The organism is Blochmannia endosymbiont of Camponotus nipponensis (assembly GCF_009827135.1).
In the GTDB taxonomy this organism is placed as follows: domain Bacteria; phylum Pseudomonadota; class Gammaproteobacteria; order Enterobacterales; family Enterobacteriaceae; genus Blochmanniella.
The window spans coordinates 512,562-536,994 of the sequence record NZ_CP046534.1 but is presented as its reverse complement, the minus strand read 5'-3'; the positions used below and the strand labels follow the sequence as shown (position 1 = coordinate 536,994).

The following is a 24,433-nucleotide window of genomic DNA, read 5'->3' as shown; positions in this document are numbered from 1 at the left end:
AAATTTACTTTATATTTTATATTATTGTACACACTTACTTTAGATGTAAACGAACACATACTCTACTGCATTATTTAATTAAATATACTTCTTATGTTATAAACACGTTGCAAACCATTTAATTTAGTTAATTTAAAGAAGACACAATTTATGTTATCATTATATGCACATTTCTCTACATACGATATATTTTTCAACAAAATTAATATAATAATAAACCATCAACAATATTAATATTGTTTGTGACAGCAAAAAAATAATTATTATAAACACCATTTTCATCAAAAATGAATATATCCTTCTAATAAAAAATTAAAGATGATTGTAAACCATATACATAATACACAACTATTTACCAAAATAACTATATAAAGTTCTTAATTTCAATTAAGTTTAAAAATTGAATTGTTTATTTTCATTAGTATACATATCATTATATTTATAATAAAAAATATTTTTATTTATAATAATAAATTTCAAAGATCTTTAGTGATCATTATTTAGACGTATACATTATATAATAAACACATAGATGCTATGTCTATGTTACTGTAAAAAATATAATTTTATAATGAATAGTCAATTTTTATATATGTTATATTTTATTCTAATTTATAATAAATTACCGGATGAATAATGTATGCACCCCTTGCTTAATATCGCTATTCAAGCTATAAGAAAGGCAGGAAGCTTTATCGTGAAACAATATGAATTTTTTAATAAAAACTGTATACAATCCAGTCATGCTAACGATTTTATTGCCAAAATAAATGAAGAAACATATTATATTATTACAACAATCATTCGAAAATTTTACCCCTTACATACTATTCTTACTACATGGAATAAACACAAAGTTAACGATCTACAACATAAAAAAAGTATTTGTTGGTTAATTGGATCTATAGATAATGATATTAATTTTATTAAACAATTTCCTTTCTTTGCATTATCTATTGCTGTTTTCTTTAAAGGACATATCGAAATAGAAGTAATATATGATCCTATCCATAATGATTTATTTAGCGCATGTCGTGGAAAAGGAGCTTATCTTAATGGTTATCGGATTCGTGTAAGTACCACTAAGAATTTATACAAAGCTATTATTGCTATATCTTGTTCTCGTGAAAAACAACATATGATTGCTGATCTACTTAAGAAATTCAGCAACCAATGTATATATTTTCGTTATACTGGAGCAACTGTTTTAGATTTAGCCTACGTTGCGGTTGGACGGGTAGATGGATGTGTTGCTATTTTTTTGAGCAATATTAACTACAATAATGATTTAATTATCGGTACCTTAATCATTCGTGAATCAGGAGGTTTAATTATTGATTTTACCGGAACCAATAACTATCTATTATCTGGAAATATAATTGCAGGTAACATGAAAATAATTAGGACTATTCTACCAATTATACAATGAACTCAATAAAATACCTCAATCAGATCAATGAATTTTCTTTATTTCAAAAAACACAAGTTTTACATAATAAACATTATGTACTCTACTTATAGTGATATTATGTAACTGATTTTTCATAATATTGATTATATATCGGATACTGTGCGCATATACGCAAGACTTTGATTTTTGTAGACAAAATAATTTCATTGTTATCGATATGATTCAATATATCACAGATCCAATGGGACAACTTTTGCGCATCATTTTCATTAAAATTACGTCTAGTTATGGCTGATGTTCCAATACGTATACCAGATGTAATATAAGGATTTCTAAAATCATTTGGTATGTTATTTTTATTAACAATGATATTAGCTCGTTCTAAAGCTATACTCGCATCTCTTCCGGTGATATTTTTATTGCTTAAATCTAATAAAAAAAGATGATTACAAGTTGTACCAGAGATTACCTTAAATTCTCGTAATAAAAATTCCTTCACCATTATCTTAGCATTTTGCACAACTTTTTTCTGATATAACTTAAAAGATGGATCCATAGCTTCTTTTAAAGCAATTGCTTTAGCTGCAATAACATGCATTAAAGGCCCTCCTTGAGAACCGGGAAAAACTGAAGCATCTAGTTTTTTATACAATTCAGAATTACCCCCGCTAGCTAAAATTAAACCACCTCTGGGTCCTGCTAATGTCTTATGAGTGGTGGCAGTTACTACATGTGCATGTGGTAATGGATTTGGATATATACCTGCTGCAACTAATCCCGCGACATGAGCCATATCAATAAATAAATATGCTTGAACTGCATCAGCAATTTGACGCATTTTAGACCAATTTACAACACCAGAATATGCGGAAAATCCTCCTACAATCATCCTCGGTTTATGTTTTGAGGCTAAATAATATAATTTTTCATAATCAATGTAACCAGTTTCGTCAACACCGTAAAATATAGACTTATACAATTTTCCTGAAAAATTTACTGGCGAACCATGCGTCAAATGTCCTCCATGATTTAGATGCATACCTAAAATCATATCTCCAGGGTGCAATAAAGCATTATAAACAGAAAAATTAGCTTGAGATCCAGAATGCGGTTGTACATTTGCATAATCTGCAGAAAATAGTTTTTTAGCTCGTTTAATACCTAATTCTTCGATTAGATCAATATTTTCACATCCTCCATAGTAACGTTTCTTTGGATAGCCTTCAGCATATTTATTCGTAAGTTGCGAACCTTGTGCATTCATAACCTGAGGGCTAACATAATTTTCAGATGCTATCAACTCAATATGTTCTTCTTGTCTGACGATTTCTTTTTTTATTATTTCCCATAATTCAACATCATAATTTGTATATATGGACATATATAACCGCCTATTTTTAATCAATCAAAATACATTATATGTATAAAACATAAAATTATTTCAATTACAATAAAACAATATTTTTAAAAATTTTAAACAAACAAATGCAATTAATAACCCCTCTTTTTCATAAAATAATCTTAAAATTATTGTGTATTTTTATATGCTTAAAAATATTTAAAAATATGATCATATAATAATATCTTATTATATGAAAATAATTTCTATTAAAAAAAATTAAACATTATATACCAATACATAACACAAAAAATTATATATAAATATACGATTCAACTACACAATCAATATTATTAATATTTTATAATAAGATAAAAGCTTAACGTTGACGCTCAAAGAATTTATTCAATTGATAAGTACATTCTCGCTCTAATACTCCGGTGGTCAAAGACACATAATGATTATTCATGGGATGATAGAGTGTATTTTTTAGCCATGATCTTCTTCTAGTTTTTTTATTTTTTGCTCCACAAACTAATCGATAAATACGAGCATGAATGATTGCTCCAATACACATCATACATGGCTCTAAAGTAACATATAGAGTAGTACCTAATAATCGGTAATTACCTAAAACCCCTCCTCCCATACGCAACGCTATAATTTCTGCATGAGCACTTGGATCATGATGTATAATAGAAGAATTCCACCCACAACTTATAATTTTTCCATCTCGAACTAAAATAGCTCCTACTGATATTTCTCCAATAATTTCAGCATATTTAGCTAATGTAATAGCATAACGCATCCATATTACATCTATATTTTCTATGTCATACATACAATTTTCTCTGTCTCACACCTAATAAATATAACAATACAAATGGGATAAATAATCTTTTCGAGTTTATATTTAGATATTCATTTTGTGTCACAGTACAATACCAGAATCATTTATAATTATGTAATCAATTAATGTTTATCCATATTATGTACGTCCTATTTGATTTATCGTTCCAATACAACAAGCGCACACGCATATGATCTGGTATCAGATAAAGTAATATGCATTTTCTTTAATGATAATTCATTAGCTAATAACGCTGCATACGAGAACAAATGCAATATCGGTTTTCCTAGTTTATCATTAAAAACTTCAATTTGCCTAAATGCTACTCCTTGACCCATTCCAGTACCAAATGCTTTAGATACTGCCTCTTTTGCGGCAAAACGTTTTGCTAAAAAATGTACAGAATTTTTTTTATATTTATATATTTTCCATTCTGATTCACTTAGCACTCGGTTGGCTAGTTTATCTCCGCTATGTGTTATTATTTTTTTTATTTTCTTAATATCAACAATATCTATACCAATTCCATGAATCACTATTAACCCCTTCTTGAGTCTTGTATTAATCTCTTCATCTCCTGAATGGCTTTAGATAATCCACAAAACATTGATCGACTCATTATAGCATGTCCTATATTTAATTCTTGTATTCCTGGTAGTATCGCAATAGATTGTACATTATGATAATTAAGGCCGTGTCCAGCATTAACTTTTAAACCACTATCTACAGCATATTGCACACTTTTTTTAATACGTTTATATTCTAAATCTTGAGTCGTAGGATCTATAGCATTAGAATACATACCAGTATGTATTTCTATATAAGACGCACCGATGTTGTATGCAGCATCAACTTGTTGTTCATTAGGATCAATAAACAATGAAACCCTAATTCCAACCTCAGTAAGCTTAAATATCATATTTTGCAATTTATTTGTTTTCTCAGTTACATCTAAACCACCCTCTGTTGTAAGTTCTTGACGTCTTTCAGGTACTAAACAACAATAATGTGGTTTTAAAATACATGCCACATTAACCATCTCCTCTGTTGGTGCTATTTCCAAATTCATAGCTGTTTGTATAGTACCACGTAACATCTTAACGTCACGATCTGTAATATGACGACGATCTTCTCTTAAATGCACAGTAATACTATCTGCTCCCGATTGTTCTGCAATAAATGCGGCATATACAGGATCAGGATATACTGTATTTCTTGCATTACGTAGTGTTGCAACATGATCGATATTTACACCTAACAATAAATTAGACATTATAATATACTCGTAAATGTAGTATTTATTACTTACTAAATATATAGTATATATATTTAAGCATATCTTTCTTTTATTTCTAAAAAATCAAAACATATTACATTGCGATGTTATCTATTAAAATATTAACATAATATATAAAAATGTTATTTTTGTTAAAAACTATAAATTTTTTACATAATTCTTAATGGTTGAATGCATTTCTCAAGATTTATAATGTAACTGCATAAAAACATTACTACAGCCATATAAATTTAATTTACAATAAACATTGTAATATAAATTACACCTACTATTTTAGAAATATTAATCATAAATTTTAGCAATTATTATTATTTGTTAAATAACACAAAAATCATATTGTTAAGAACAATAACACAATACAACTAATATTTACAACACTAAAGTAAAAATGTACAATCATGTTACATATAATTTACATAATTTTTTAAAGAATATAAGTAATTAGTAATTTATCTCATCAATTGGATATTAATACTTATAAAATCGTACTTTAAAAAAATAAGTACGATTTTATTTAACAACCACATATTTCTCTGTTCAATTAATCCATTGCATTAGCTTTAAATTATTCTTGTATATCTAAATATATACATATCAAAATTATAATAAATAATAATCTTATCAAATCATCTACTATCGTTATATTCTAATATTTTTAAAACTTTTTCCGCTGCATTTTGTTCAGCTCTACGTCGACTAGAACCGCGTCCAATAATTGGCTGTATTAATTCACTGACTTGACAATTTATGCTGAATTTTTGATTATGTGCCTCTCCAACTATTTGATTAACCCAGTATACAGGTAGCGGCAAACGACGATGTTGCATATATTCTTGTAAACGAGTTTTTGGATCTTTTTGTTTATCATAAGGATCTATTTGATTTAAACGAATTCTGTACCAATTAATAATTAACATTTCAACAGTTTGAATATCACTATCTAAAAAAATACCACCTATTAACGCTTCTATTGTATTAGCTAAAATAGATTCGCGTCGATACCCACCGCTTTTTAATTCCCCTTGTCCTAATTTTAAATAATTTCCTAAATCAAATTCTCGAGCCAATGTCGCCAAAGTATTTTCACGCACTAAACTTGCACGCATTCTACTCATTCCTCCTTCGGTAATACAAGGAAACTTATGATATAAAATATTAGTAATCACATAATTTAATATAGCGTCTCCCAAAAATTCTAGTCTTTCATTATGTTGCGCACTAGAACTTTTATGAGTAAGTGCCTGTAATAATAAATCACACCGAATAAAAATGTAACCAAGTTTTTTCTGAAGTGTTTCAACAAACATGATATTGATCGTGTCATACATTATACATTATAATGCATACAATAGAATTACCTTTTATTAAAAATAAATTTAAAAACAAAATTTATTAAAACAATATAATAAAAAATAAATTTTTTATTTATAAACATCAAACATAAATATTTTATTCTATATTACCAATTCTATCGAGTTGTATGGCTATTGGCCAAGTTGTGTCTTTTTGTTTTTTTATATTCATCCAAATTATTGTTGCTTTTCCTATTATATTGCGTTCAGGAACAAATCCCCAGTAACGACTATCTGAGCTGTTATCCCTATTATCTCCCATTACAAAATACTCATCTGTAGGCACCACCCATTCAGATACTAAATTTTTTGTATGTTGATCGTACATTTTTATTAAGTTTTGATCACCCGGTGGTATCATCGTTAATATATTATGTGCCACACCATTCAATGATTCCGTAGTTCGAATTAATCGAATGCCATGAGAACATGTTTGATTCGGTCTTATTTGAAGAAAAGTAGACTCGACCTTTCCATTTGTATCGCTATTAAATACTTGCACAAAATTACTAGGAATAATATTATCATAGGCAATAGGTAACTGTTGTATATATGTAGTCCCGTTGCCACTGTTAGGATATATTGTTAACTGTTTAGTGATAATATTGTAGATTACTTTATCTCCTGGTTCTCCAATAACTCGTTTAATATAATTTAACGCTGGGTTTTTAGGATACTTAAAAACTATTATATCCCCACGTTTTGGATGACCAACATTAATTAATGTTGTTTGAGTAATAGGATTTTTAATACCATATATGAATTTCTTTACCAAAATAAAATCTCCTATTAATAAAGTTGGCATCATAGATCCAGATGGTATTCGGAATGGTTCAAAAACAAATGATCGTATTATAAATACTAACAATAATACAGGAAAAATTGAGGAAATAAATTCAGAAATTTCTGAAAAATATGAAATTATTAATGAATAAGTATTATTTGGTTGTTGATAAATATTATTTGATTTTTGAAAGAATATTTTTTTATGTCTATAATGATTACACATTATTATACGTAGTTTTTTTACACCCCAGAAAATACCTGATACTCCCGTAATAATTGCTAAGATCAAAGAAAATGTGCTCATCATATAAATACAATCCTTTAGTTATTTTTGTTGTTATTAACATCAAATATTGCTAAAAAAACAGTATGCGGTAAATTAATATTACCTATTTCTTTCATGCGTTTTTTTCCTTCTTTTTGTTTATATAATAATTTTTTCTTTCGGGTTATATCGCCTCCGTGACATTTGGCTAAAACATTTTTTCGCAATTGCTTTACAATATTACGTGATATTATTTGTTTACCGACAATCGCTTGAATCACAATATCGAATTGTTGCCTAGGAATTAATTTCTGTAATTTATTCACCAATACATGACCAAGATATATAGATCTTTCTTGATGTGCAATTACTGCTAATGCATCAATACGTTTTTTATTAATTAATACTTCTATACAGACTATATTTGACACTTGAAAACGACTAAACTTATATTCAAATGAAGCATATCCATGAGATGCCGATTTTATTCGATCAAAAAAATCTAACATTATTTCAGACATAGGTAATTCGTAAGTTAGCAAAACTTGGGTATTATGGTACACCATAGAAATTTGAGTACCTCTTTTTTCAATACATAAAGAAATAATTTCTCCAAGACATTTTTTTGGAAATAATATATTACATAAAACAATAGGTTCGCGTATTTCTTTAATTTTCGTTAAAGAAAGCAATTTTGATGGACTATCTACATATATTGTTTGGTTATCAATGGTTAATATTTCGTACACCACCACTGGAGCCGTAACAATTAAATCCAGCGAATATTCACGTCTTAACCTTTCTTGTATAATTTCCATATGCAATAATCCAAGAAATCCGCAGCGAAAACCCAACCCTAAAAACTCTGATCTTTCTGGTTCATAAAATAAAGAAGCATCGTTTAAACTAAGCTTATACATAGCATCATGAAAAATTTTTTGATTTTTAGAACCGATAGGAAATAATCCTGCATACACATAAGGCTGAAGTTTTTTAAATCCATGACAGACGCTATTTGCAGGACAAGTTGACAAAGTCAATGTATCTCCCACAGAAGTTTTTCGTATAATATTTTTGTTAGCACAAACTAACCATCCTACTTCCCCGCAAGCTAACATGTCACGTTTTACTTGTTTTGGAGTGAATATGCCTATTTGATCAACAATATATTTTTGACCTGTATTCATAGATTGCAATACATCACCTTTATATAATTTTCCATTTTTAATACATATTAATGATACGACACCTAAATATTTATTAAACCAAGAATCAATAATTAATGCTTGCAAAGGAGCGGATAAATTTCCTTGAGGATGAGGAATATTATGAATCAAACATTCTAATAATTCTGGAATACCATAACCAGTTTTAGCCGAGCATTGTATTGCATCATCCGCATCAATACCAACGATGTTTTTGATTTCTTGAGATACTCGGTCAGGATCTGCTGTTGATAAATCAATTTTATTTAATGCCACAATAACCTTTAGATTCATTTCTGTAGCAATTTGATAATTAGCCATAGTTTGTGCTTCAACCCCCTGAGTAGCATCTACTACTAACAAAGCACCTTCACATGCCGCTAAAGATCGAGACACCTCATAAGCAAAATCAACATGTCCAGGAGTATCAATAAGATTTAATTGGTATGAGTGACCATTTTTAGACATGTAATTGAGCGTTACATTTTGAGATTTTATAGTAATACCACGTTCTCGTTCCAATTCCATAGAGTCTAATACTTGAGATGTCATTTCACGCACATCTAATCCACCACAAATTTGAATAAATCGATCAGATAATGTTGATTTCCCATGATCAATATGCGCAATAATAGAAAAATTACGTATGTATTTAATCATAACTAATATTAATTGAATACAAAAAATAAATTTAATTAGTATAAATTGTAATCAATTAGTGTATAATAAGATGCTATGAATAGATAGAAAAATAGATTGTATTATTAAACTTAGGACCGATTTGTAAACATTACTCACAATATATACAATAAGACATAGAATATTCGTCATATTAAACAATTAGAGCTTAATTACATAAACAGTGAATAACTCATATATATATATATATTTTTTTTAGTGTAGATACATTGTTATATGTTCAAATAACACTTATACTAAAACCAAAAAATATTAACATAATCACTGATATTCACTTGATCTCATAAATTTCAGTAGTCAATAAAATTAAAAATAATAATTAACAAAGATCTATTTACACGATGATGAATGCGTAACACATTATACATATGGAAATATACAATGATAAAAGAATTAACTTGGCAGTATTTTTTATCAAAGGAAAAAAAACTATCATATTTTAAGAATATATTATTTATTGTGGAGGAACGCAAAAAAAAGGGAATCATAGTTTATCCACAAAAAAAAGATATTTTCAATGTGTTTCGTTTTACTAGTTTTAAATCCGTTAAAGTTGTTATTATCGGGCAAGATCCTTATCACGGACCAGGTCAAGCACACGGACTTGCTTTTTCTGTATTACCCGGCGTTTCATTGCCTCCTACCTTACGAAATATATATAAAGAACTCAGATCTGATATACCTAACTTTACAACACCAAATCATGGTTTTTTAAAAAGTTGGGCGCAGGAAGGAGTATTATTACTTAATAGTATTTTAACTGTCGAAGCAGGGAAAAGTTGTTCTCACGCTAATATTGGATGGGAACTTTTTACAGATAAAACAATACATACATTAAATCTTTATAAAGAAAAGATTATATTTATGTTATGGGGAAGATATGCTCAGAAAAAAGGAAACATCATTAATCGAAAAAAACATCATATTTTAAGCACATCACACCCGTCCCCTATGTCAGCTCAACATGGATTTTTAGGATGTCGTCATTTTTCTAAAGCTAATATGTTTTTATTACAACAAAACAAACAAACTATCAACTGGCAACCTAAAATAGGTGACTAAAAAAATCAACAAAAACTAAAATTTTTCATACAAGTATTACTCTTATGTATTAGAATAATAATAACTTACTCTATTGTTATATATTTACATTCTTTTATATTTTATATTTTTAACACAATATTTATGTATTGTAATATATATATTATAAACTAATAATTTATAATATATATATTAAAAGATAATTTATACTTTAATAATTAATTAGCAAAATAATTTTAATTAATTAATAAATTATATTTATTCTATTTTTATAACAATATCATGACACCCTACCACGTTTCATTTAAGTTTCAATCATAACTTACCAGACGACTTTACGTGTAACATAAACACATGAAATACATACAGTAAAAAATATATTCATATCAGAATTTTATATCAATTATATATAGTATTTATTTTATGTTGAACATTTAATTTGTGATACAGTCACCATAGCAGGTCGAATTAATCTACCGTTAAGAATATATCCTTTTTGAATAATTGTTAATACCTGATTTGGTTGTTGATCTTCAGATTCTACCATGGATATTGCCTGATGTATCTCAGGATTAAATGGAACATAAATTTCATGTATGGATTGCAATCCAAATTTACCTACAGTATCTAAAAATGATTTTAATGTCAGTGTAATACCCTCTATTACAGTAGTAAATAAAGCATTAGAATTATCTGAAATATTCAGCAGCGTACGTTCCAAATTATCAATAACTGGTAATAATTCAAAAATAAATCGTTCTAATCCAAATTTATGTATTTTTTCTATTTCTTGAGCATTACGTCGACGAATATTTTCTATTTCCGCTGTAAGACGCAATACAGTATTACGTTCATGTTCTTGAAGTTGAGCTAATTTTATTTTTAAATTAATAATTTGATTATTTTTTGGATCAGTAATGTTATCTGTTGTGGAAACAGATTCTAATAATTCTTCGTTTTTGTTTTTTTCATCTTTTGAAATATGCTCATCAACATTATTTTTCATATTATTGTCTATCATAAATTTTCTCCTTCGTTTCTTGATTATATGTTTTATAATTCAGTTATTATAAGGATGAACAACAAGTATTCAAGACATCATTTATGACGCATAAAGTTATAACAAAAACAGAAAGGATTCAATAACAACATGATTTCTTCCATTTTTAATACTATTGGCATTATAGGATACTCTCGTTATCCGAAAGCTATACATACATATAATATTTTATATCATTGGTTATGCGATAAAGGGGTTACAGTAATAATTGAACATCATGTTGCTAAATTATTAAACGCACAAACAACAATTGTAGGTGATTTAAATGATATAGGTAATTACGCAGATCTAGCTATAGTTATAGGTGGAGATGGAAACATGTTAAGAGCTGCAAATATTCTAGCAAGATATAATATTAAAGTTATTGGTATTAATCGTGGCACTCTTGGTTTTCTTACTGACTTAGATCCTAATTCAGCATTGATAGAATTATCTGACGTTTTATCAGGTCATTTTATTAATGAAAAACGTTTTTTATTAGATGTGACAGTACAAAGTTATAATAACATTAATAAAATAGGTAGTGCTATTAACGAAGTTATTTTACATACAAACACAATTAGACGTATGATTGAATTTGAGTTATATATTGATGATAATTTTATTTTTTCCCAAAGATCTGACGGATTGATTATCTCTACTCCGACTGGATCAACTGCATATGCTTTATCCGCTGGAGGACCTATTCTTAGCCCGGCAATAGATGCTATGGTATTAGTGCCGATATGTCCTCATACTTTGTCATCCCGCCCAATTGTGATTAACAGTAAAAGTATAATCTGTTTAAAATTTTCTAAAACAACATCTGAATTTAAAATAGGATATGATAATCAAACTCCTATTTTTGTGCATAAAGAAGAAGAAATTTTTATTCAACGTAGCAACTATTATCTTGATTTAATTCATCCTAATAACTATAACTATTTCAAAACACTGAATATTAAACTTGGTTGGTCGAAAAGCATTTCTAAAAAAAAATGATGTAATAACAAAATAATATTATTATTAATTATAAAAAATCAACAGATATGATTAAATAATAATTATATAAATATTATTTTATACTATAAACAGCAAGAAAATTAAGTAGGAATTATGTATTTTAAAGTTTTATACAACACGTTAAAAACCATCGTTATTGCAATAACGATGGTTTTTAACGTGAGTTGTGCTGTATTGCAATATGCACCCCAATCTTTTAATATCAAACAAGGTAATTATCTAAATGAACAAGATGTTAAAAAAATTCATATTGGCATGACAAAATTAGATATTTCTTTCAGTATTGGAGCGCCAACATTACAAGGATTATTAGAGCCAAATATATGGTATTATATTTTTTACCATCGTAGCGGTAAAAAAATAATAGAGCATCAAATTTTAGAACTAAAATTTGATGCTCATGATATTTTAACAACTATCAACAAAAAATAATAATTAACTCTTAAATTACAAAATTATTCATAACTAATATAATTTTCAGAATCATGTTCTATCGAACATAAATATAAAACATACATTATGTACGTGCATATCCTTTATATTATTAAAAGTAATAATAATACTTACCAGTTTTTATACAATTATCTATATCATGTACCGTATACTGCGTAAGCTCTTGCAACGAACGATTGGATTATTGTTTGGTATTTTTTTTTAAAAGAAAGATTAAAAATCTTTTCAATAAATATTGATTTAAACTCATAATCAGAAGTATATTCAATTCTACTAATAGAAGAAGTAATAGGAATAAATTTCCAACACCCATAAAATGATTTGAACGGCCCTGTTATTAAAAAAATTTTAATACTTTTATTATTTATAATAAAATTATGAGTCACTAATGAACTAACAATTCCGTTTGTAACTATACTCATTTCAGCAATTAATTCATTATTATTTTGTCTGAAAATTTTTATCGAATTGCATCCAGGAAGAAATTGAGCATAAGAATCAATATCATTCACTAAATGAAACATCTGTTCAACACTATATGGAACTGAAACAAAATATTCGATTTGCGACATATAAACCAATTCTTACAGATTTTTTAATCTTATGTTTATATTAGTAATTAACTATACAGAACATGACATTTGATTGTACCATAAAATAGATAATATATAATACTTAACGATATATTTATTTTTAAACGATAAAAATAAAAAATTTTCTTAAAAATTTATTATGAATCAATTAATTTTAAAAAAAATTACACAAAATAAACGTGTATACCATGAATATTTCATTGAAAAACAACTTGAATCTGGGATTGCATTATTAGGATGGGAGGTAAAATCTGCACGCTCTAATACAGTAACTATTGATAACAGTTACATATCATTTTGTAATCAAGAAGCGTATATTTATAATTCTATATTTCAACCAAATATCACTCAATTCTATAACGAGACACAGCATTCAATTCGTATACGTAAATTATTATTAAAAAAACACGAACTATTATTTTTAACAGAAAAAATTAACCAACAAGGATACACTGTAATTATTTTGGATTTACATTGGAAAAATTCTTGGATTAAAGCAAATATTGGGGTTGTTAAAGGGAAAAAAAAACATGATAAAAGAAATATAATACATATGAAAAAATGGAAAAAAGAAAAAATACATATCTTAAAACATAGAAAATAAATAATACTTGCATATACAGTATTGTGATGATAAGATACCTTATATTTAATACGAAAATGGGGCTGATTTTGGATTCGACAGAATACCTTATTATTTACAGTGCATGTCGAGGTGAGGTAGGCCTCGTAAAACAACCTCAAAAAAATAACTGCAAATAGTACATACAATGAATCTGCTGATTTAGCAGCGTGATCAGATTAATACCCTGAAGATTCCCTCTCTAGTTTTAATGTTCACTCTTAAACATTAAAACAAATAAATAAGAGAGGTCATACAAATAAGAGCGCACGCATGACTTGCTTCTAGCCATGCGTTAAATGTATAAAGAAGCTAGTTGACTTAGTGATTGGTCTTAGTATATCTAAGTTAACAAAATACAGTATAAGACCTAAACATGTAGGTAACTGCAAATAAAAAGAATTTTGGACGCGGGTTCGAATCCCGCCAGCTCCACCGCAATTTTAGACCTGTAATTAATATAGCAATTAAATTGAATGCTAAAAGATACTTATTGTTTTGTATGTTTAATCACAAATATATAAAGTGAATAAAAATAAAATTGATAATGAATAAAGTTTATATTCTGGTTTGTTTGTATATTTTTTATAATTTATTATTTAACACATATGCAATTATTTTCTTACTGTTCCGCTCAAACATCAATCTAATAAAATAATGTTTATTTTCTTATTGTTATCATTAAATACAAATACATCTATAATATGTAATTAAGTTTTTGAGAATAAAGAATGAAATTATATGGACTATTTATATTTATTTATTGCTATTCTTTCAGAAGTTATTGCTACTGCTTCCTTAAAAGCATCTGAAGGATTTAGCAAACTATATCCTGCTATTGTAGTAGTAATTGGTTATACTCTTTCTTTTATATTATTATCTTTAGTATTACAAACAATACCAATGGGTATTGCATATTCTTGTTGGGCTGGGCTTGGTATTATTTTTATTACCGTAGCAGGATATATATTTTATGATCAAAAATTAGACCATTTAGCTATTATTGGTATCGCTTTAATTATTATCGGTGTTATATTAATCAATGTATTTTCTAAAACAATAGAACACTAATTATATAAATTTTTAGGTTTAAAAAATAATTTTTATAATTTATATATTTGTAAAGATATATAAAAATCTAAATTAGAGATATTGTGTTTCATACATGAATGATAATACCAAGTGTTATTTATAAATAACTTACTTTTGTACTCTACAAATAAAAACATTTATTATAAATACAATACAAAAAAATATGATCTCATTACTACCTATTGTAATCTTCATTATTCCATAATTCATTCATTTGTAAACATTTTACTACTGAAAATTATTATCTATAAATTTCACATAGATCATGTGCGTATCATATGATACAGTATTGAATATATAATCAGTGAGAATTTAATAAAAAAATCAAAATTATTTCAAAAAAATTTAAAATCTCCGATGTTTATTCTTTTCTCTCTAGATATAATACTTATTTTGTTCATTAGAACATTAATTTTATATTGAAATTGCCAGTATATTTAAATATATATTATTAAAATTCAGATAAAATATTTTATTTATTATGATAAGAAGTAAAAAATATAATAAATCGGATACATACGATAGTCATCAAAAATTTCTTATGGAATTACCTAAAATTATTCAAAAAATAGATCATTTTAAAATTTTATATAGTCCTAAGGAATTTAGCGATGAATTACTATACTCTATTTCCAAAGCATATAATCATATCTGTTTAGTAACACTTTATTTAGACGGAGATCAAGGAGGAAAAAAAATCATTGATGCTTTACTGCAAGTCAAAAAACTTCGTCCACAAATTAAAATTAAAATTTTAGTAGATTGGCATCGTGCACAGAGAAATCGCATTGGTTCATCTAAAGAATACACAAATATGGATTGGTACGCAGATATCGTTAAAAAATATCCCAATACTGAAATAGCAATATATGGAATACCAATTAATATAAATGAAATATTAGGAGTACTACATTTAAAGGGGTGTATTATTGATGATAAAATATTATATAGCGGAGCCAATTTAAGTGATGAGTATTTACATATAAACACTAAATATCGATATGATCGATATCATGTAATACGCAATCAACAATTATCTGATAGTATGTTAAATTATATTGATGAAGCTCTATTATCTTCAAAAGCAACTAATAATTTAGGATATGAACATTCTTTAAAGAAATTAAGCAAAAATAGGAACAGAATTCGTTTACTACGTCGTAATTTACGAAAGATTTGTTATTGTTATCATGGCAATGCCGAATTTAACGAATTAGCAATTGCTCCATTAGTTGGTTTGGGTAAAAATAGCACACTCAATCAAACAATTTACCATTTGATTTGTTCAACAAAAAATAAAATTATATTGTGTACACCTTATTTTAATATTTCTAATGCGTTGATTCGTACCTTCATTTGTCTGTTGAATCAAGGCATAAAAATGGAAATTATTGTAGGAGACAAAATTGCTAATGATTTTTATGTTCCTGCACATCAGCCATTTACATTAATGAGTTCTTTGCCATATTTATATGAATTAAATTTACGTTATTTTTTAAAAAAGTTGCAAAAATACATTGATAATAAACAATTAACCGTACGTATGTGGAGAGAAGGCAATAATGGATATCACGTTAAAGGTATTTGGATAGATGATGAGTGGCAGTTACTTACAGGAAATAATTTAAATCTTAGAGCTATAAGATTCGATCTAGAAAATGCCTTACTTATACATGATCCATGCAAAGCATTGCTTCAGCAAAAGAACAAAGAATTAAATAATATTCGTACACATACAAACATCATTACACATTACGCATCATTGCAACAAATATCTGATTACCCCACAAGGGTAAGACAATTACTTTACAGAATGCATAAAATTAGATTTGATCGGTTAATTATTCGTATTTTATAATAAACAAAAAGATATGTATTTCTTATCTTTATATTTCTAAAAAATTCATATATATAATTCCACTATTTAAAAATCTCAGGTATTGCGAAGTTAAGTTCTCACGGGTCATTAGTATCGGTTAGCTTAACGCCTCACAACGCTTACACACCCGACCTATCAACGTCATCGTCTTTAACGTCCCTTCAGGAGGACTTTATTAATCCTCAGGGAAGACTCATCTTGAGGCAAGCTTCCCGCTTAGATGCTTTCAGCGGTTATCTTTTCCGCACATAGCTACCGGGCAATGCCATTGGCATGACAACCCGAACACCAGTGGTGCGTCCACTCCGGTCCTCTCGTACTAGGAGCAGCCCCTCTCAATCTTCCAACGCCCACGGCAGATAGGGACCGAACTGTCTCACGACGTTCTAAACCCAGCTCGCGTACCACTTTAAATGGCGAACAGCCATACCCTTGGGACCTACTGCAGCCCCAGGATGTGATGAGCCGACATCGAGGTGCCAAACACCGCCGTCGATATGAACTCTTGGGCGGTATTAGCCTGTTATCCCCGGAGTACCTTTTATCCGTTGAGCGATGGCCTTTCCATACAGAACCACCGGATCACTAAGACCTGCTTTCGCATCTGCTCGAATTGTCATTCTCGCAGTTAAGCTAGCTTATGCCTTTGCACTAACCTCACGATGTCCAACCGTGATTAGCTAACCTTTGTGCTCCTCCGTTACTCTTTGGGAGGAGACCGCCCCAGTCAAACTACCTACCAGACACTGTCCTTAATCCGGATAACGGATCTAAGTTAGAACATCAAATATTAAAGGGTGGTATTTCAAGGATGGCTCTATAAAAGCTAGCGCTTTTACTTCGTCGCCTCCCACCTATCCTACACATCAAGATTTAATATTCAGTATCAAGCTATAGTAAAGGTTCACGGGGTCTTTCCGTCTTGCCGCGGGTACGCCGCATCTTCACGGCGAATTCAATTTCACTGAGTCTCGGGTGGAGACAGTCTGGCCATCATTACGCCATTCGTGCAGGTCGGAACTTACCCGACAAGGAATTTCGCTACCTTAGGACCGTTATAGTTACGGCCGCCGTTTACCGAGGCTTCGATCAAGAGCTTTTCTTTTTTCAAAACAAGATAACCCTCTCAATTAACCTTCCGGCACCGGGCAGGCGTCACACCGTATACGTCCACTTTCGTGTTTGCACAGTGCTGTGTTTTTAATAAACAGTTGCAGCCAGCTGGTATCTTCGACTGGTTTCAGCTCCAAAAGCAACATTTAGTTGTTCTTTCACTTACATGCCAGCGTGCCTTCTCCCGAAGTTACGGCACTATTTTGCCTAGTTCCTTCACCCGAGTTCTCTCAAGCGCCTGAGTATTCTCTACCTAACCACCTGTGTCGGTTTATGGTACGATTAGATATAATCTGAAGCTTAGAGGTTTTTCCTGGAAGCATAGCATCAATTCCTTTGCCATGAATATGGCTAGTCATTACGCCTCGGCGTAAGAAAGAATGGTTTTCCCAGATCTTTCCGCTTACACGCTTAAACCGAGACTACCGATCCTCGGCGAACCTAGCTTTCTTCGTTACCCCATCGCAATTACATCTAGTACAGGAATATTAACCTGTTTTCCATCAGCTACGCCTATTGGCCTCACCTTAGGGGTCGACTTACCCTGCCCCGATTAACGTTGGACAGGAACCCTTAGTTTTTCGGCGAGCAGGTTTTTCACCTGCTTTATCGTTACTTATGTCAGCATTCGCACTTCTGATACCTCCAGCATGCTTTACAACACACCTTCTCAGGCTTACAGAACGCTCCCCTACCCAATAAATTTTTATGCTTAAAATTTTTATAAACTCAAAAAAATATCTAATCATAAAATATTTATTGCCGCAGCTTCGGTGCATGATTTAGCCCCGTTACATCTTCCGCGCAAGCCGACTCGACCAGTGAGCTATTACGCTTTCTTTAAATGATGGCTGCTTCTAAGCCAACATCCTGGCTGTCTAAGCCTTCTCACATCGTTTCCCACTTAATCATGACTTAGGGACCTTAGCTGGCGATCTGGGTTGTTTCCCTCTCCACGACGAATGTTAGCACCCGCCGTGTGTCTCCCGTAATAACATTCTTTGGTATTCGTAGTTTGCATCGATTTGGTAGTCTGGGATGGACCCTTAGTCGAAACAGTGCTCTACCCCCAAAGATGAATTTACGAGGCGCTACCTAAATAGCTTTCGGGGAGAACCAGCTATCTCCCGGTTTGATTGGCCTTTCACCCCTAACCACAAATCATCCGCTAATTTTTCAACATTAGTCGGTTCGGTCCTCCAGTTAGTGTTACCTAACCTTCAACCTGTTCATGGTTAGATCACCGGGTTTCGGGTCTATATCCTGCAACTTAACGCCCAGTTAAGACTCGGTTTCCCTACGGCTCCCTTATTCAGAGTTAACCTTGCTACAGAATATAAGTCGCTGACCCATTATACAAAAGGTACGCAGTCACGCAATAAACAATAATTTACGCTCCTACTGCTTGTACGTACACGGTTTCAGGTTCTATTTCACTCCCCTCACCGGGGTTCTTTTCGCCTTTCCCTCACGGTACTGGTTCACTATCGGTCAGTCAAGAGTATTTAGCCTTGGAGGATGGTCCCCCCATCTTCAGACAAGATATCACGTGTCTCGCCCTACTCTTTGAATCATTATAACTAATATATTTTCAGATACGAGGCTATCACTCTATACTGCTAATTTTTCCAAATTATTCTCCTAATATATTAGAAATATTACATAATTCTGGGCTGATCCCTGTTCGCTCGCCACTACTAAGGGAATCTCAAATTGATTTTTATTCCTCAGAGTACTAAGATGTTTCAGTTCCTCTGGTTTGCTTCATTCAGCTATGAATTTACTGAATGATAATGCACAATTTAAATTGCATTAGGTTTCCCCATTCGGAAATTACCGGTTAAAACGCTTCACATCAGCTCACCGATACTTTTCGCAGATCAGCACGTCCTTCATCGCCTTTGACTGCCAAGGCATCCACCGTGTACGCTTAAATTACTTAACTTCGCAATCCTCAGATTTCTAATTTTTTATTATATAAATTATACATATTTAAAACATAACAACACTAATCTTTATTATATTTCATAATAACATAATTTACATTTATATTGATCACTTTACACATATATAAATAAAACCGTTATCAAATCATATTTTTTAGAGATATAAAATTATAAAACTTATACTTATAAATAAATACATATAGTATAACGTTTATACCAACACTACTAAAATATGATTTTAAGTTTTTTCCTGATTGTTAAAGAACAAAAATACCAAATTTTCATTTATAAATATAATAATAAATTACCACTATAAAACCCTACACTCATAATGTCCCCTAGGGGCTTCGAACCCCTGTTGCCGCCGTGAAAGGGCAGTGTCCTAGACCTCTAGACGAAGGGGACCAAGCTCTCTAGTAACAAAAAAATTAAAACTTGGTATTTATAAATACAACAATAATATTTTAATCGTCCAAAAACATGTTAGACAATTTATGTGGGCACTGTGCTCATATTATTTGATAAGTAAGGAGGTGATCCAACCGCAGGTTCCCCTACGGTTACCTTGTTACGACTTCACCCCAGTCATGAATCACAAAGTGGTAAGTGCCCTCCCGAAGGTTAAACTACTTGCTTCTTTTGCAACCCACTTCCATGGTGTGACGGGCGGTGTGTACAAGGCCCGGGAACGTATTCACCGTGACATTCTGATCCACGATTACTAGCGATTCCGACTTCATGGAGTCGAGTTGCAGACTCCAATCCGGACTAAGACGTACTTTGTGAGGTTTGCTTGCTCTCGCGAGTTTGCTTCTCTTTGTATACGCCATTGTAGCACGTTTGTAGCCCTACTCATAAGGGCCATGATGACTTGACGTCATCCTCACCTTCCTCCGGTTTATCACCGGCAGTCTCCTTTGAGTTCCCGACTTCACTCGTTGGCAACAAAGGATAAGGGTTGCGCTCGTTGCGGGACTTAACCCAACATTTCACAACACGAGCTGACGACAGCCATGCAGCACCTGTCTCAAAGTTCCCGAAGGCACTCACATATTTCTATGTAATTCTTTGGATGTCAAGAGTAGGTAAGGTTCTTCGTGTTGCATCGAATTAAACCACATGCTCCACCGCTTGTGCGGGCCCCCGTCAATTCATTTGAGTTTTAACCTTGCGGTCGTACTCCCCAGGCGGTCGATTTAACGCGTTAGCTCCGAAAGTCACAGATCAAAGTCTACAACCTTCAAATCGACATCGTTTACGGCATGGACTACCAGGGTATCTAATCCTGTTTGCTCCCCATGCTTTCGTACCTGAGTGTCAGTTTTCGTCCAGGGGGTCGCCTTCGCCACTGGTATTCCTCCAGATCTCTACGCATTTCACCGCTACACCTGGAATTCTACCCCCCTCTACGAAACTCTAGCTTGCCAGTTTCAAATGCAGTTCCTAAGTTAAGCTCAGGGATTTCACATCTGACTTAACAAACCACCTACGTACTCTTTACGCCCAGTAATTCCGATTAACGCTCGCACCCTCCGTATTACCGCGGCTGCTGGCACGGAGTTAGCCGGTGCTTCTTACATGGGTAACGTCAATTAATATTGATATTAGCAATATTAAATTCTTCCCCATTGAAAGTGCTTTACAACCCGAAGGCCTTCTTCACACACACGGTATAGCTGCATCAGGGTTTCCCCCATTGTGCAATATTCCCCACTGCTGCCTCCCGTAGGAGTCTGGACCGTGTCTCAGTTCCAGTGTGGCTGATCGTCCTCTCAGACCAGCTAAGGATCGCAGCCTAGGTGGGCCATTACCCCACCTACTAGCTAATCCTATCTGGGTTCATCCGATGGTATAAGGCCCTCCTTCCTTTATAAAGGAAAGTCCCCTACTTTGGTCTTAAACGACTTTATGCGGTATTAGCTATCGTTTCCAATAGTTATCCCCCTCCATCAGGCAGATCCCCAGACTTTACTCACCCGTTTGCCGCTCGCCAGTCAGACCAGCATAGAATGCTGGTCTCTGTTGCCGCTCGACTTGCATGTGTTAAGCTTACCGTCAGCGTTCAATCTGAGCCATGATCAAACTCTTCAATTTAAATCAGTTTCCATTTATAAAAAATAAACGATTAATTTTTATATCTCACTACCATTCAATCATTTTCTTCATTTTTTATAAACAATATTATACTACATCTTATACTTGCCTAAGTGCCCACATAAATTATCTAAAGAATCCAATTTGTTAAAGAACTATGTTACTCAACTATATAAACTCATACTATTCTACAGTAAAACAAATATATCATTATCATTGATTTGATCTGATGTCAATAGTATTTATACCATTTCTATAATTTGATAGTTTTATTTCAAAATATTTAATTATATTTTCATAATTATGCAATGATGATAAATAATTTTACATCTTAAAAAATGATATATAACAATATTATAATTATGTTACCATATGTAATATTTGCTACACTGCATAAATATCGTAGTTTAATTATTATTATGAGGACATTATGACACAATCATCATTGTTAATTCGTCGTGTACTAATTAGTGTATTTGACAAATCCAATGTTTTAGAATTTGCTCAATCATTAGTCCAACGGGGTATTGAATTATTATCAACTGAGGGTACAGCTCGAATATTATCTGATGCTGGACTACCAGTACGTAAAATTTCCGATTATACCAAACTACCTGAAATAATGAACGGACGAATCAAAACATTACATCACAAAATATACGCCGGAATTCTTGGTAGAAGAGGATTAGATGATACTGTCATGCATCAATATAATATTCAACCAATTGATATGGTAGTGGTGAATTTTTACTCATTTACTTCTGAGCTTATAAAAAACAAAAAATACTCTCAAGAAGAAATATTAGAATATATCGATATCAGTGGCCCAAGTATGGTGAGAGCAGCTGCAAAAAATTATAAAAATGTAGCCATTGTAGTCAACAATAATAACTATAAAAAAATTTTAGATGAAATCAATCGTTGCAACGGATTACTCAGTTTCAAAACTCGTTTTTATTTAGCTGCAAAAGCATTTCAATATGTTACTGAATATGATAATGCCATTTCTGATTATTTTAATCATCAATTAAAAAATAATTACAACACATCCATTACTAATAATCACAATAATACTCAAGTTCATCATTATTTTCCTAAAAATTTAACCTTTATGAATCTTAAATTTATAAAAAAACAAGACATGCGTTATGGAGAAAATCCACATCAACGAGCAGCGTTTTATGTAGATACATATACGAAACACACAGGAACTATTGCTTCTGCTCAACAATTACAAGGAAAACCATTATCTTATAACAATGTTATAGATATGGACACAGCTTTAGAATGTGTAAAAATGTTCAACGCACCAACCTGTGTAATTGTAAAACACACTAATCCATGTGGCGTAGCTACATCTGATACTATTAGTTCCGCGTATGCTAAAGCTTATCAAGCAGATCCTATTTCTGCATTCGGAGGAATCATTGCTTTTAATCGATCTTTAGATAAAGATACAGCTCAAGCCATTATTAAACAACAATTTGTAGAAGCAATTATTGCCCCAAATATTAATCAAGATTGTCTCAATATTTTATCTATTAAAAAAGATATACGAATACTACAGTGTGGTATGTGGTCCCCAAGAATATCAGATATAGATTGTAAACGAGTTAATGGTGGATTATTAGTACAAGATTACGATATTATGATGAATTCAAAATACTTAGAAATAGTTACTACTTGCCAGCCAACAAAAGAAGCTATGAAAGATGCACTATTCTGTTGGAAAATAGTTAAATTTGTCAAATCTAATGCAATTGTTTGCGCTAAAAATCATCAAACTACTGGCATCGGAACCGGGCAAATGAATCGAGTACATGCAGTAAAAATAGCTACCTCTTTCAAAAAACAACAATGTACATTGAATATGAAAGGATCAGTGATGGCATCTGATGCTTTTTTCCCCTTTTCTGATGCGATACATATCGCATCAGAAAAGGGGATTAATTGCATCATACAGCCAGGAGGATCTATTCGAGATCAGGAAATCATTAATACTGCTAACCAATATGGTATTGCGATGATTTTTACACATATCCGACATTTTAGGCATTAATTATTTAAAAATTGTTACATATCCCCTGAGAAACATATAAATAGAAACGTTTTAGTAACCAAACAATGAACATTCACAAAAAATAATAAAGAATTCTCATTAATTCAAATATCATATTTGATTAAAAATCACAGTTCATATCATTAATAAACGATAAATAATGCAGTAAAACAGTTATTAGTTCCTTTTTTATATTTATACTGTATTTGACTATATTTTTAATGTACTTAGGCTCATTGTGTTTTTTTATAAAAAATAAAAATTTTTAATACAAT

The 24,433-nt window shown here is 30.9% G+C and carries 17 protein-coding genes, 1 tRNA gene, 2 rRNA genes and 1 other RNA gene; 9 read left to right on the top strand and 12 right to left on the bottom strand.

What is annotated here, in order from left to right; all coding sequences use genetic code 11:
- Window positions 1–640: 640 nt before the first annotated feature.
- Entirely contained in the window at window positions 641–1,429 is a 789-nt protein-coding gene (locus tag GN161_RS02245) for an inositol monophosphatase family protein (RefSeq protein WP_159715154.1), read from the top strand.
- Between the two features lie 97 nt (window positions 1,430–1,526).
- On the opposite strand, the gene glyA is transcribed toward GN161_RS02245, so the two are convergent.
- From glyA to lepA, 7 genes are all read right to left on the bottom strand, one after another.
- Window positions 1,527–2,792 (bottom strand): serine hydroxymethyltransferase, encoded by a 1,266-nt coding sequence (glyA, locus tag GN161_RS02240; RefSeq protein ID WP_159715152.1) that lies wholly within the window; start codon window positions 2,790–2,792, stop codon window positions 1,527–1,529.
- A 337-nt stretch (window positions 2,793–3,129) separates the two neighbouring features.
- A complete protein-coding gene (gene tadA, locus GN161_RS02235; protein ID WP_159715150.1) occupies window positions 3,130–3,591 on the bottom strand; it encodes a tRNA adenosine(34) deaminase TadA in 462 nt (153 codons plus the stop codon).
- A 167-nt stretch (window positions 3,592–3,758) separates the two neighbouring features.
- Window positions 3,759–4,139 (bottom strand): holo-ACP synthase, encoded by a 381-nt coding sequence (gene acpS, locus GN161_RS02230; RefSeq protein ID WP_236840130.1) that lies wholly within the window; start codon window positions 4,137–4,139, stop codon window positions 3,759–3,761.
- A complete protein-coding gene (gene pdxJ, locus GN161_RS02225; RefSeq protein WP_159715146.1) occupies window positions 4,139–4,873 on the bottom strand; it encodes a pyridoxine 5'-phosphate synthase in 735 nt (244 codons plus the stop codon). Before pdxJ ends, acpS begins: the two co-directional genes overlap by 1 nt.
- A 650-nt stretch (window positions 4,874–5,523) precedes the next feature.
- A complete protein-coding gene (gene rnc / locus GN161_RS02220) occupies window positions 5,524–6,204 on the bottom strand; it encodes a ribonuclease III (RefSeq protein WP_420021881.1) in 681 nt (226 codons plus the stop codon).
- Window positions 6,205–6,346: 142 nt separating this feature from the next.
- Entirely contained in the window at window positions 6,347–7,342 is a 996-nt protein-coding gene (lepB, locus tag GN161_RS02215; RefSeq protein ID WP_159715144.1) for a signal peptidase I, read from the bottom strand.
- Between the two features lie 14 nt (window positions 7,343–7,356).
- A complete protein-coding gene (gene lepA / locus GN161_RS02210; RefSeq protein WP_159715142.1) occupies window positions 7,357–9,165 on the bottom strand; it encodes a translation elongation factor 4 in 1,809 nt (602 codons plus the stop codon).
- A 420-nt stretch (window positions 9,166–9,585) separates the two neighbouring features.
- Between lepA and ung the strand changes: the two genes are divergently transcribed.
- On the top strand, window positions 9,586–10,266 hold the full coding sequence (gene ung / locus GN161_RS02205; RefSeq protein ID WP_159715140.1) for a uracil-DNA glycosylase: 681 nt from the start codon (window positions 9,586–9,588) through the stop codon (window positions 10,264–10,266).
- A gap of 400 nt (window positions 10,267–10,666) precedes the next feature.
- Here the strand turns inward: ung and grpE are convergent, their stop codons facing one another.
- Window positions 10,667–11,266, bottom strand: a complete 600-nt coding sequence (gene grpE, locus GN161_RS02200) for a nucleotide exchange factor GrpE (RefSeq protein ID WP_159715138.1) — start codon at window positions 11,264–11,266, stop codon at window positions 10,667–10,669.
- Between the two features lie 129 nt (window positions 11,267–11,395).
- Between grpE and nadK the strand changes: the two genes are divergently transcribed.
- Both nadK and GN161_RS02190 read left to right on the top strand, forming a co-directional pair.
- Window positions 11,396–12,286 carry an NAD(+) kinase gene (nadK, locus tag GN161_RS02195; protein WP_159715136.1) on the top strand — a complete coding sequence of 297 codons (891 nt, stop codon included), beginning with the start codon at window positions 11,396–11,398 and terminating at the stop codon, window positions 12,284–12,286.
- A 114-nt stretch (window positions 12,287–12,400) separates the two neighbouring features.
- Window positions 12,401–12,739: an outer membrane protein assembly factor BamE gene (locus GN161_RS02190; protein ID WP_159715134.1), complete on the top strand. Its 339-nt coding sequence runs from the start codon at window positions 12,401–12,403 to the stop codon at window positions 12,737–12,739.
- Between the two features lie 158 nt (window positions 12,740–12,897).
- On the opposite strand, the gene GN161_RS02185 is transcribed toward GN161_RS02190, so the two are convergent.
- Window positions 12,898–13,332 carry a type II toxin-antitoxin system RatA family toxin gene (locus tag GN161_RS02185; protein ID WP_159715132.1) on the bottom strand — a complete coding sequence of 145 codons (435 nt, stop codon included), beginning with the start codon at window positions 13,330–13,332 and terminating at the stop codon, window positions 12,898–12,900.
- 160 nt (window positions 13,333–13,492) lie between these two features.
- Between GN161_RS02185 and smpB the strand changes: the two genes are divergently transcribed.
- The 4 genes from smpB (at window position 13,493) to pssA (ending at window position 16,925) form a co-directional block, all read left to right on the top strand.
- Window positions 13,493–13,957 (top strand): SsrA-binding protein SmpB, encoded by a 465-nt coding sequence (gene smpB, locus GN161_RS02180; protein ID WP_159715130.1) that lies wholly within the window; start codon window positions 13,493–13,495, stop codon window positions 13,955–13,957.
- 58 nt (window positions 13,958–14,015) lie between these two features.
- Window positions 14,016–14,413: a transfer-messenger RNA gene (gene ssrA / locus GN161_RS02175) on the top strand.
- A gap of 303 nt (window positions 14,414–14,716) precedes the next feature.
- Window positions 14,717–15,046, top strand: a complete 330-nt coding sequence (locus GN161_RS02170) for a DMT family transporter (RefSeq protein WP_159715118.1) — start codon at window positions 14,717–14,719, stop codon at window positions 15,044–15,046.
- A gap of 502 nt (window positions 15,047–15,548) precedes the next feature.
- Window positions 15,549–16,925 (top strand): CDP-diacylglycerol--serine O-phosphatidyltransferase, encoded by a 1,377-nt coding sequence (gene pssA, locus GN161_RS02165; RefSeq protein ID WP_159715116.1) that lies wholly within the window; start codon window positions 15,549–15,551, stop codon window positions 16,923–16,925.
- An 87-nt stretch (window positions 16,926–17,012) separates the two neighbouring features.
- Here the strand turns inward: pssA and GN161_RS02160 are convergent.
- From GN161_RS02160 to GN161_RS02150, 3 genes are all read right to left on the bottom strand, one after another.
- Window positions 17,013–20,003 (bottom strand): 23S ribosomal RNA (locus GN161_RS02160).
- Between the two features lie 334 nt (window positions 20,004–20,337).
- Window positions 20,338–20,410: transfer RNA gene (locus GN161_RS02155), tRNA-Glu, on the bottom strand.
- A gap of 121 nt (window positions 20,411–20,531) precedes the next feature.
- Window positions 20,532–22,099, bottom strand: a 16S ribosomal RNA gene (locus GN161_RS02150).
- Together the 16S and 23S rRNA genes with 1 tRNA gene alongside form the textbook arrangement of a ribosomal RNA operon.
- Before the next feature lie 430 nt (window positions 22,100–22,529).
- Here GN161_RS02150 and purH point away from each other — a divergent pair.
- Window positions 22,530–24,158 carry a bifunctional phosphoribosylaminoimidazolecarboxamide formyltransferase/IMP cyclohydrolase gene (purH, locus tag GN161_RS02145; protein WP_159715114.1) on the top strand — a complete coding sequence of 543 codons (1,629 nt, stop codon included), beginning with the start codon at window positions 22,530–22,532 and terminating at the stop codon, window positions 24,156–24,158.
- Window positions 24,159–24,433: the final 275 nt, after the last annotated feature.

Coding starts and splice junctions, on each gene's coding strand:
- smpB (WP_159715130.1), top strand. CDS start 13,493: ATGAATCAATTAATTTTAAAAAAAATTACACAAAATAAACGTGTATAC.
- GN161_RS02185 (WP_159715132.1), bottom strand. CDS start 13,332: ATGTCGCAAATCGAATATTTTGTTTCAGTTCCATATAGTGTTGAACAG.
- nadK (WP_159715136.1), top strand. CDS start 11,396: ATGATTTCTTCCATTTTTAATACTATTGGCATTATAGGATACTCTCGT.
- purH (WP_159715114.1), top strand. CDS start 22,530: ATGACACAATCATCATTGTTAATTCGTCGTGTACTAATTAGTGTATTT.
- GN161_RS02190 (WP_159715134.1), top strand. CDS start 12,401: ATGTATTTTAAAGTTTTATACAACACGTTAAAAACCATCGTTATTGCA.
- lepA (WP_159715142.1), bottom strand. CDS start 9,165: ATGATTAAATACATACGTAATTTTTCTATTATTGCGCATATTGATCAT.
- GN161_RS02170 (WP_159715118.1), top strand. CDS start 14,717: ATGGACTATTTATATTTATTTATTGCTATTCTTTCAGAAGTTATTGCT.
- rnc (WP_420021881.1), bottom strand. CDS start 6,204: ATGTTTGTTGAAACACTTCAGAAAAAACTTGGTTACATTTTTATTCGG.
- glyA (WP_159715152.1), bottom strand. CDS start 2,792: ATGTCCATATATACAAATTATGATGTTGAATTATGGGAAATAATAAAA.
- GN161_RS02245 (WP_159715154.1), top strand. CDS start 641: ATGCACCCCTTGCTTAATATCGCTATTCAAGCTATAAGAAAGGCAGGA.
- ung (WP_159715140.1), top strand. CDS start 9,586: ATGATAAAAGAATTAACTTGGCAGTATTTTTTATCAAAGGAAAAAAAA.
- lepB (WP_159715144.1), bottom strand. CDS start 7,342: ATGATGAGCACATTTTCTTTGATCTTAGCAATTATTACGGGAGTATCA.
- grpE (WP_159715138.1), bottom strand. CDS start 11,266: ATGATAGACAATAATATGAAAAATAATGTTGATGAGCATATTTCAAAA.
- pssA (WP_159715116.1), top strand. CDS start 15,549: ATGATAAGAAGTAAAAAATATAATAAATCGGATACATACGATAGTCAT.
- pdxJ (WP_159715146.1), bottom strand. CDS start 4,873: ATGTCTAATTTATTGTTAGGTGTAAATATCGATCATGTTGCAACACTA.
- tadA (WP_159715150.1), bottom strand. CDS start 3,591: ATGTATGACATAGAAAATATAGATGTAATATGGATGCGTTATGCTATT.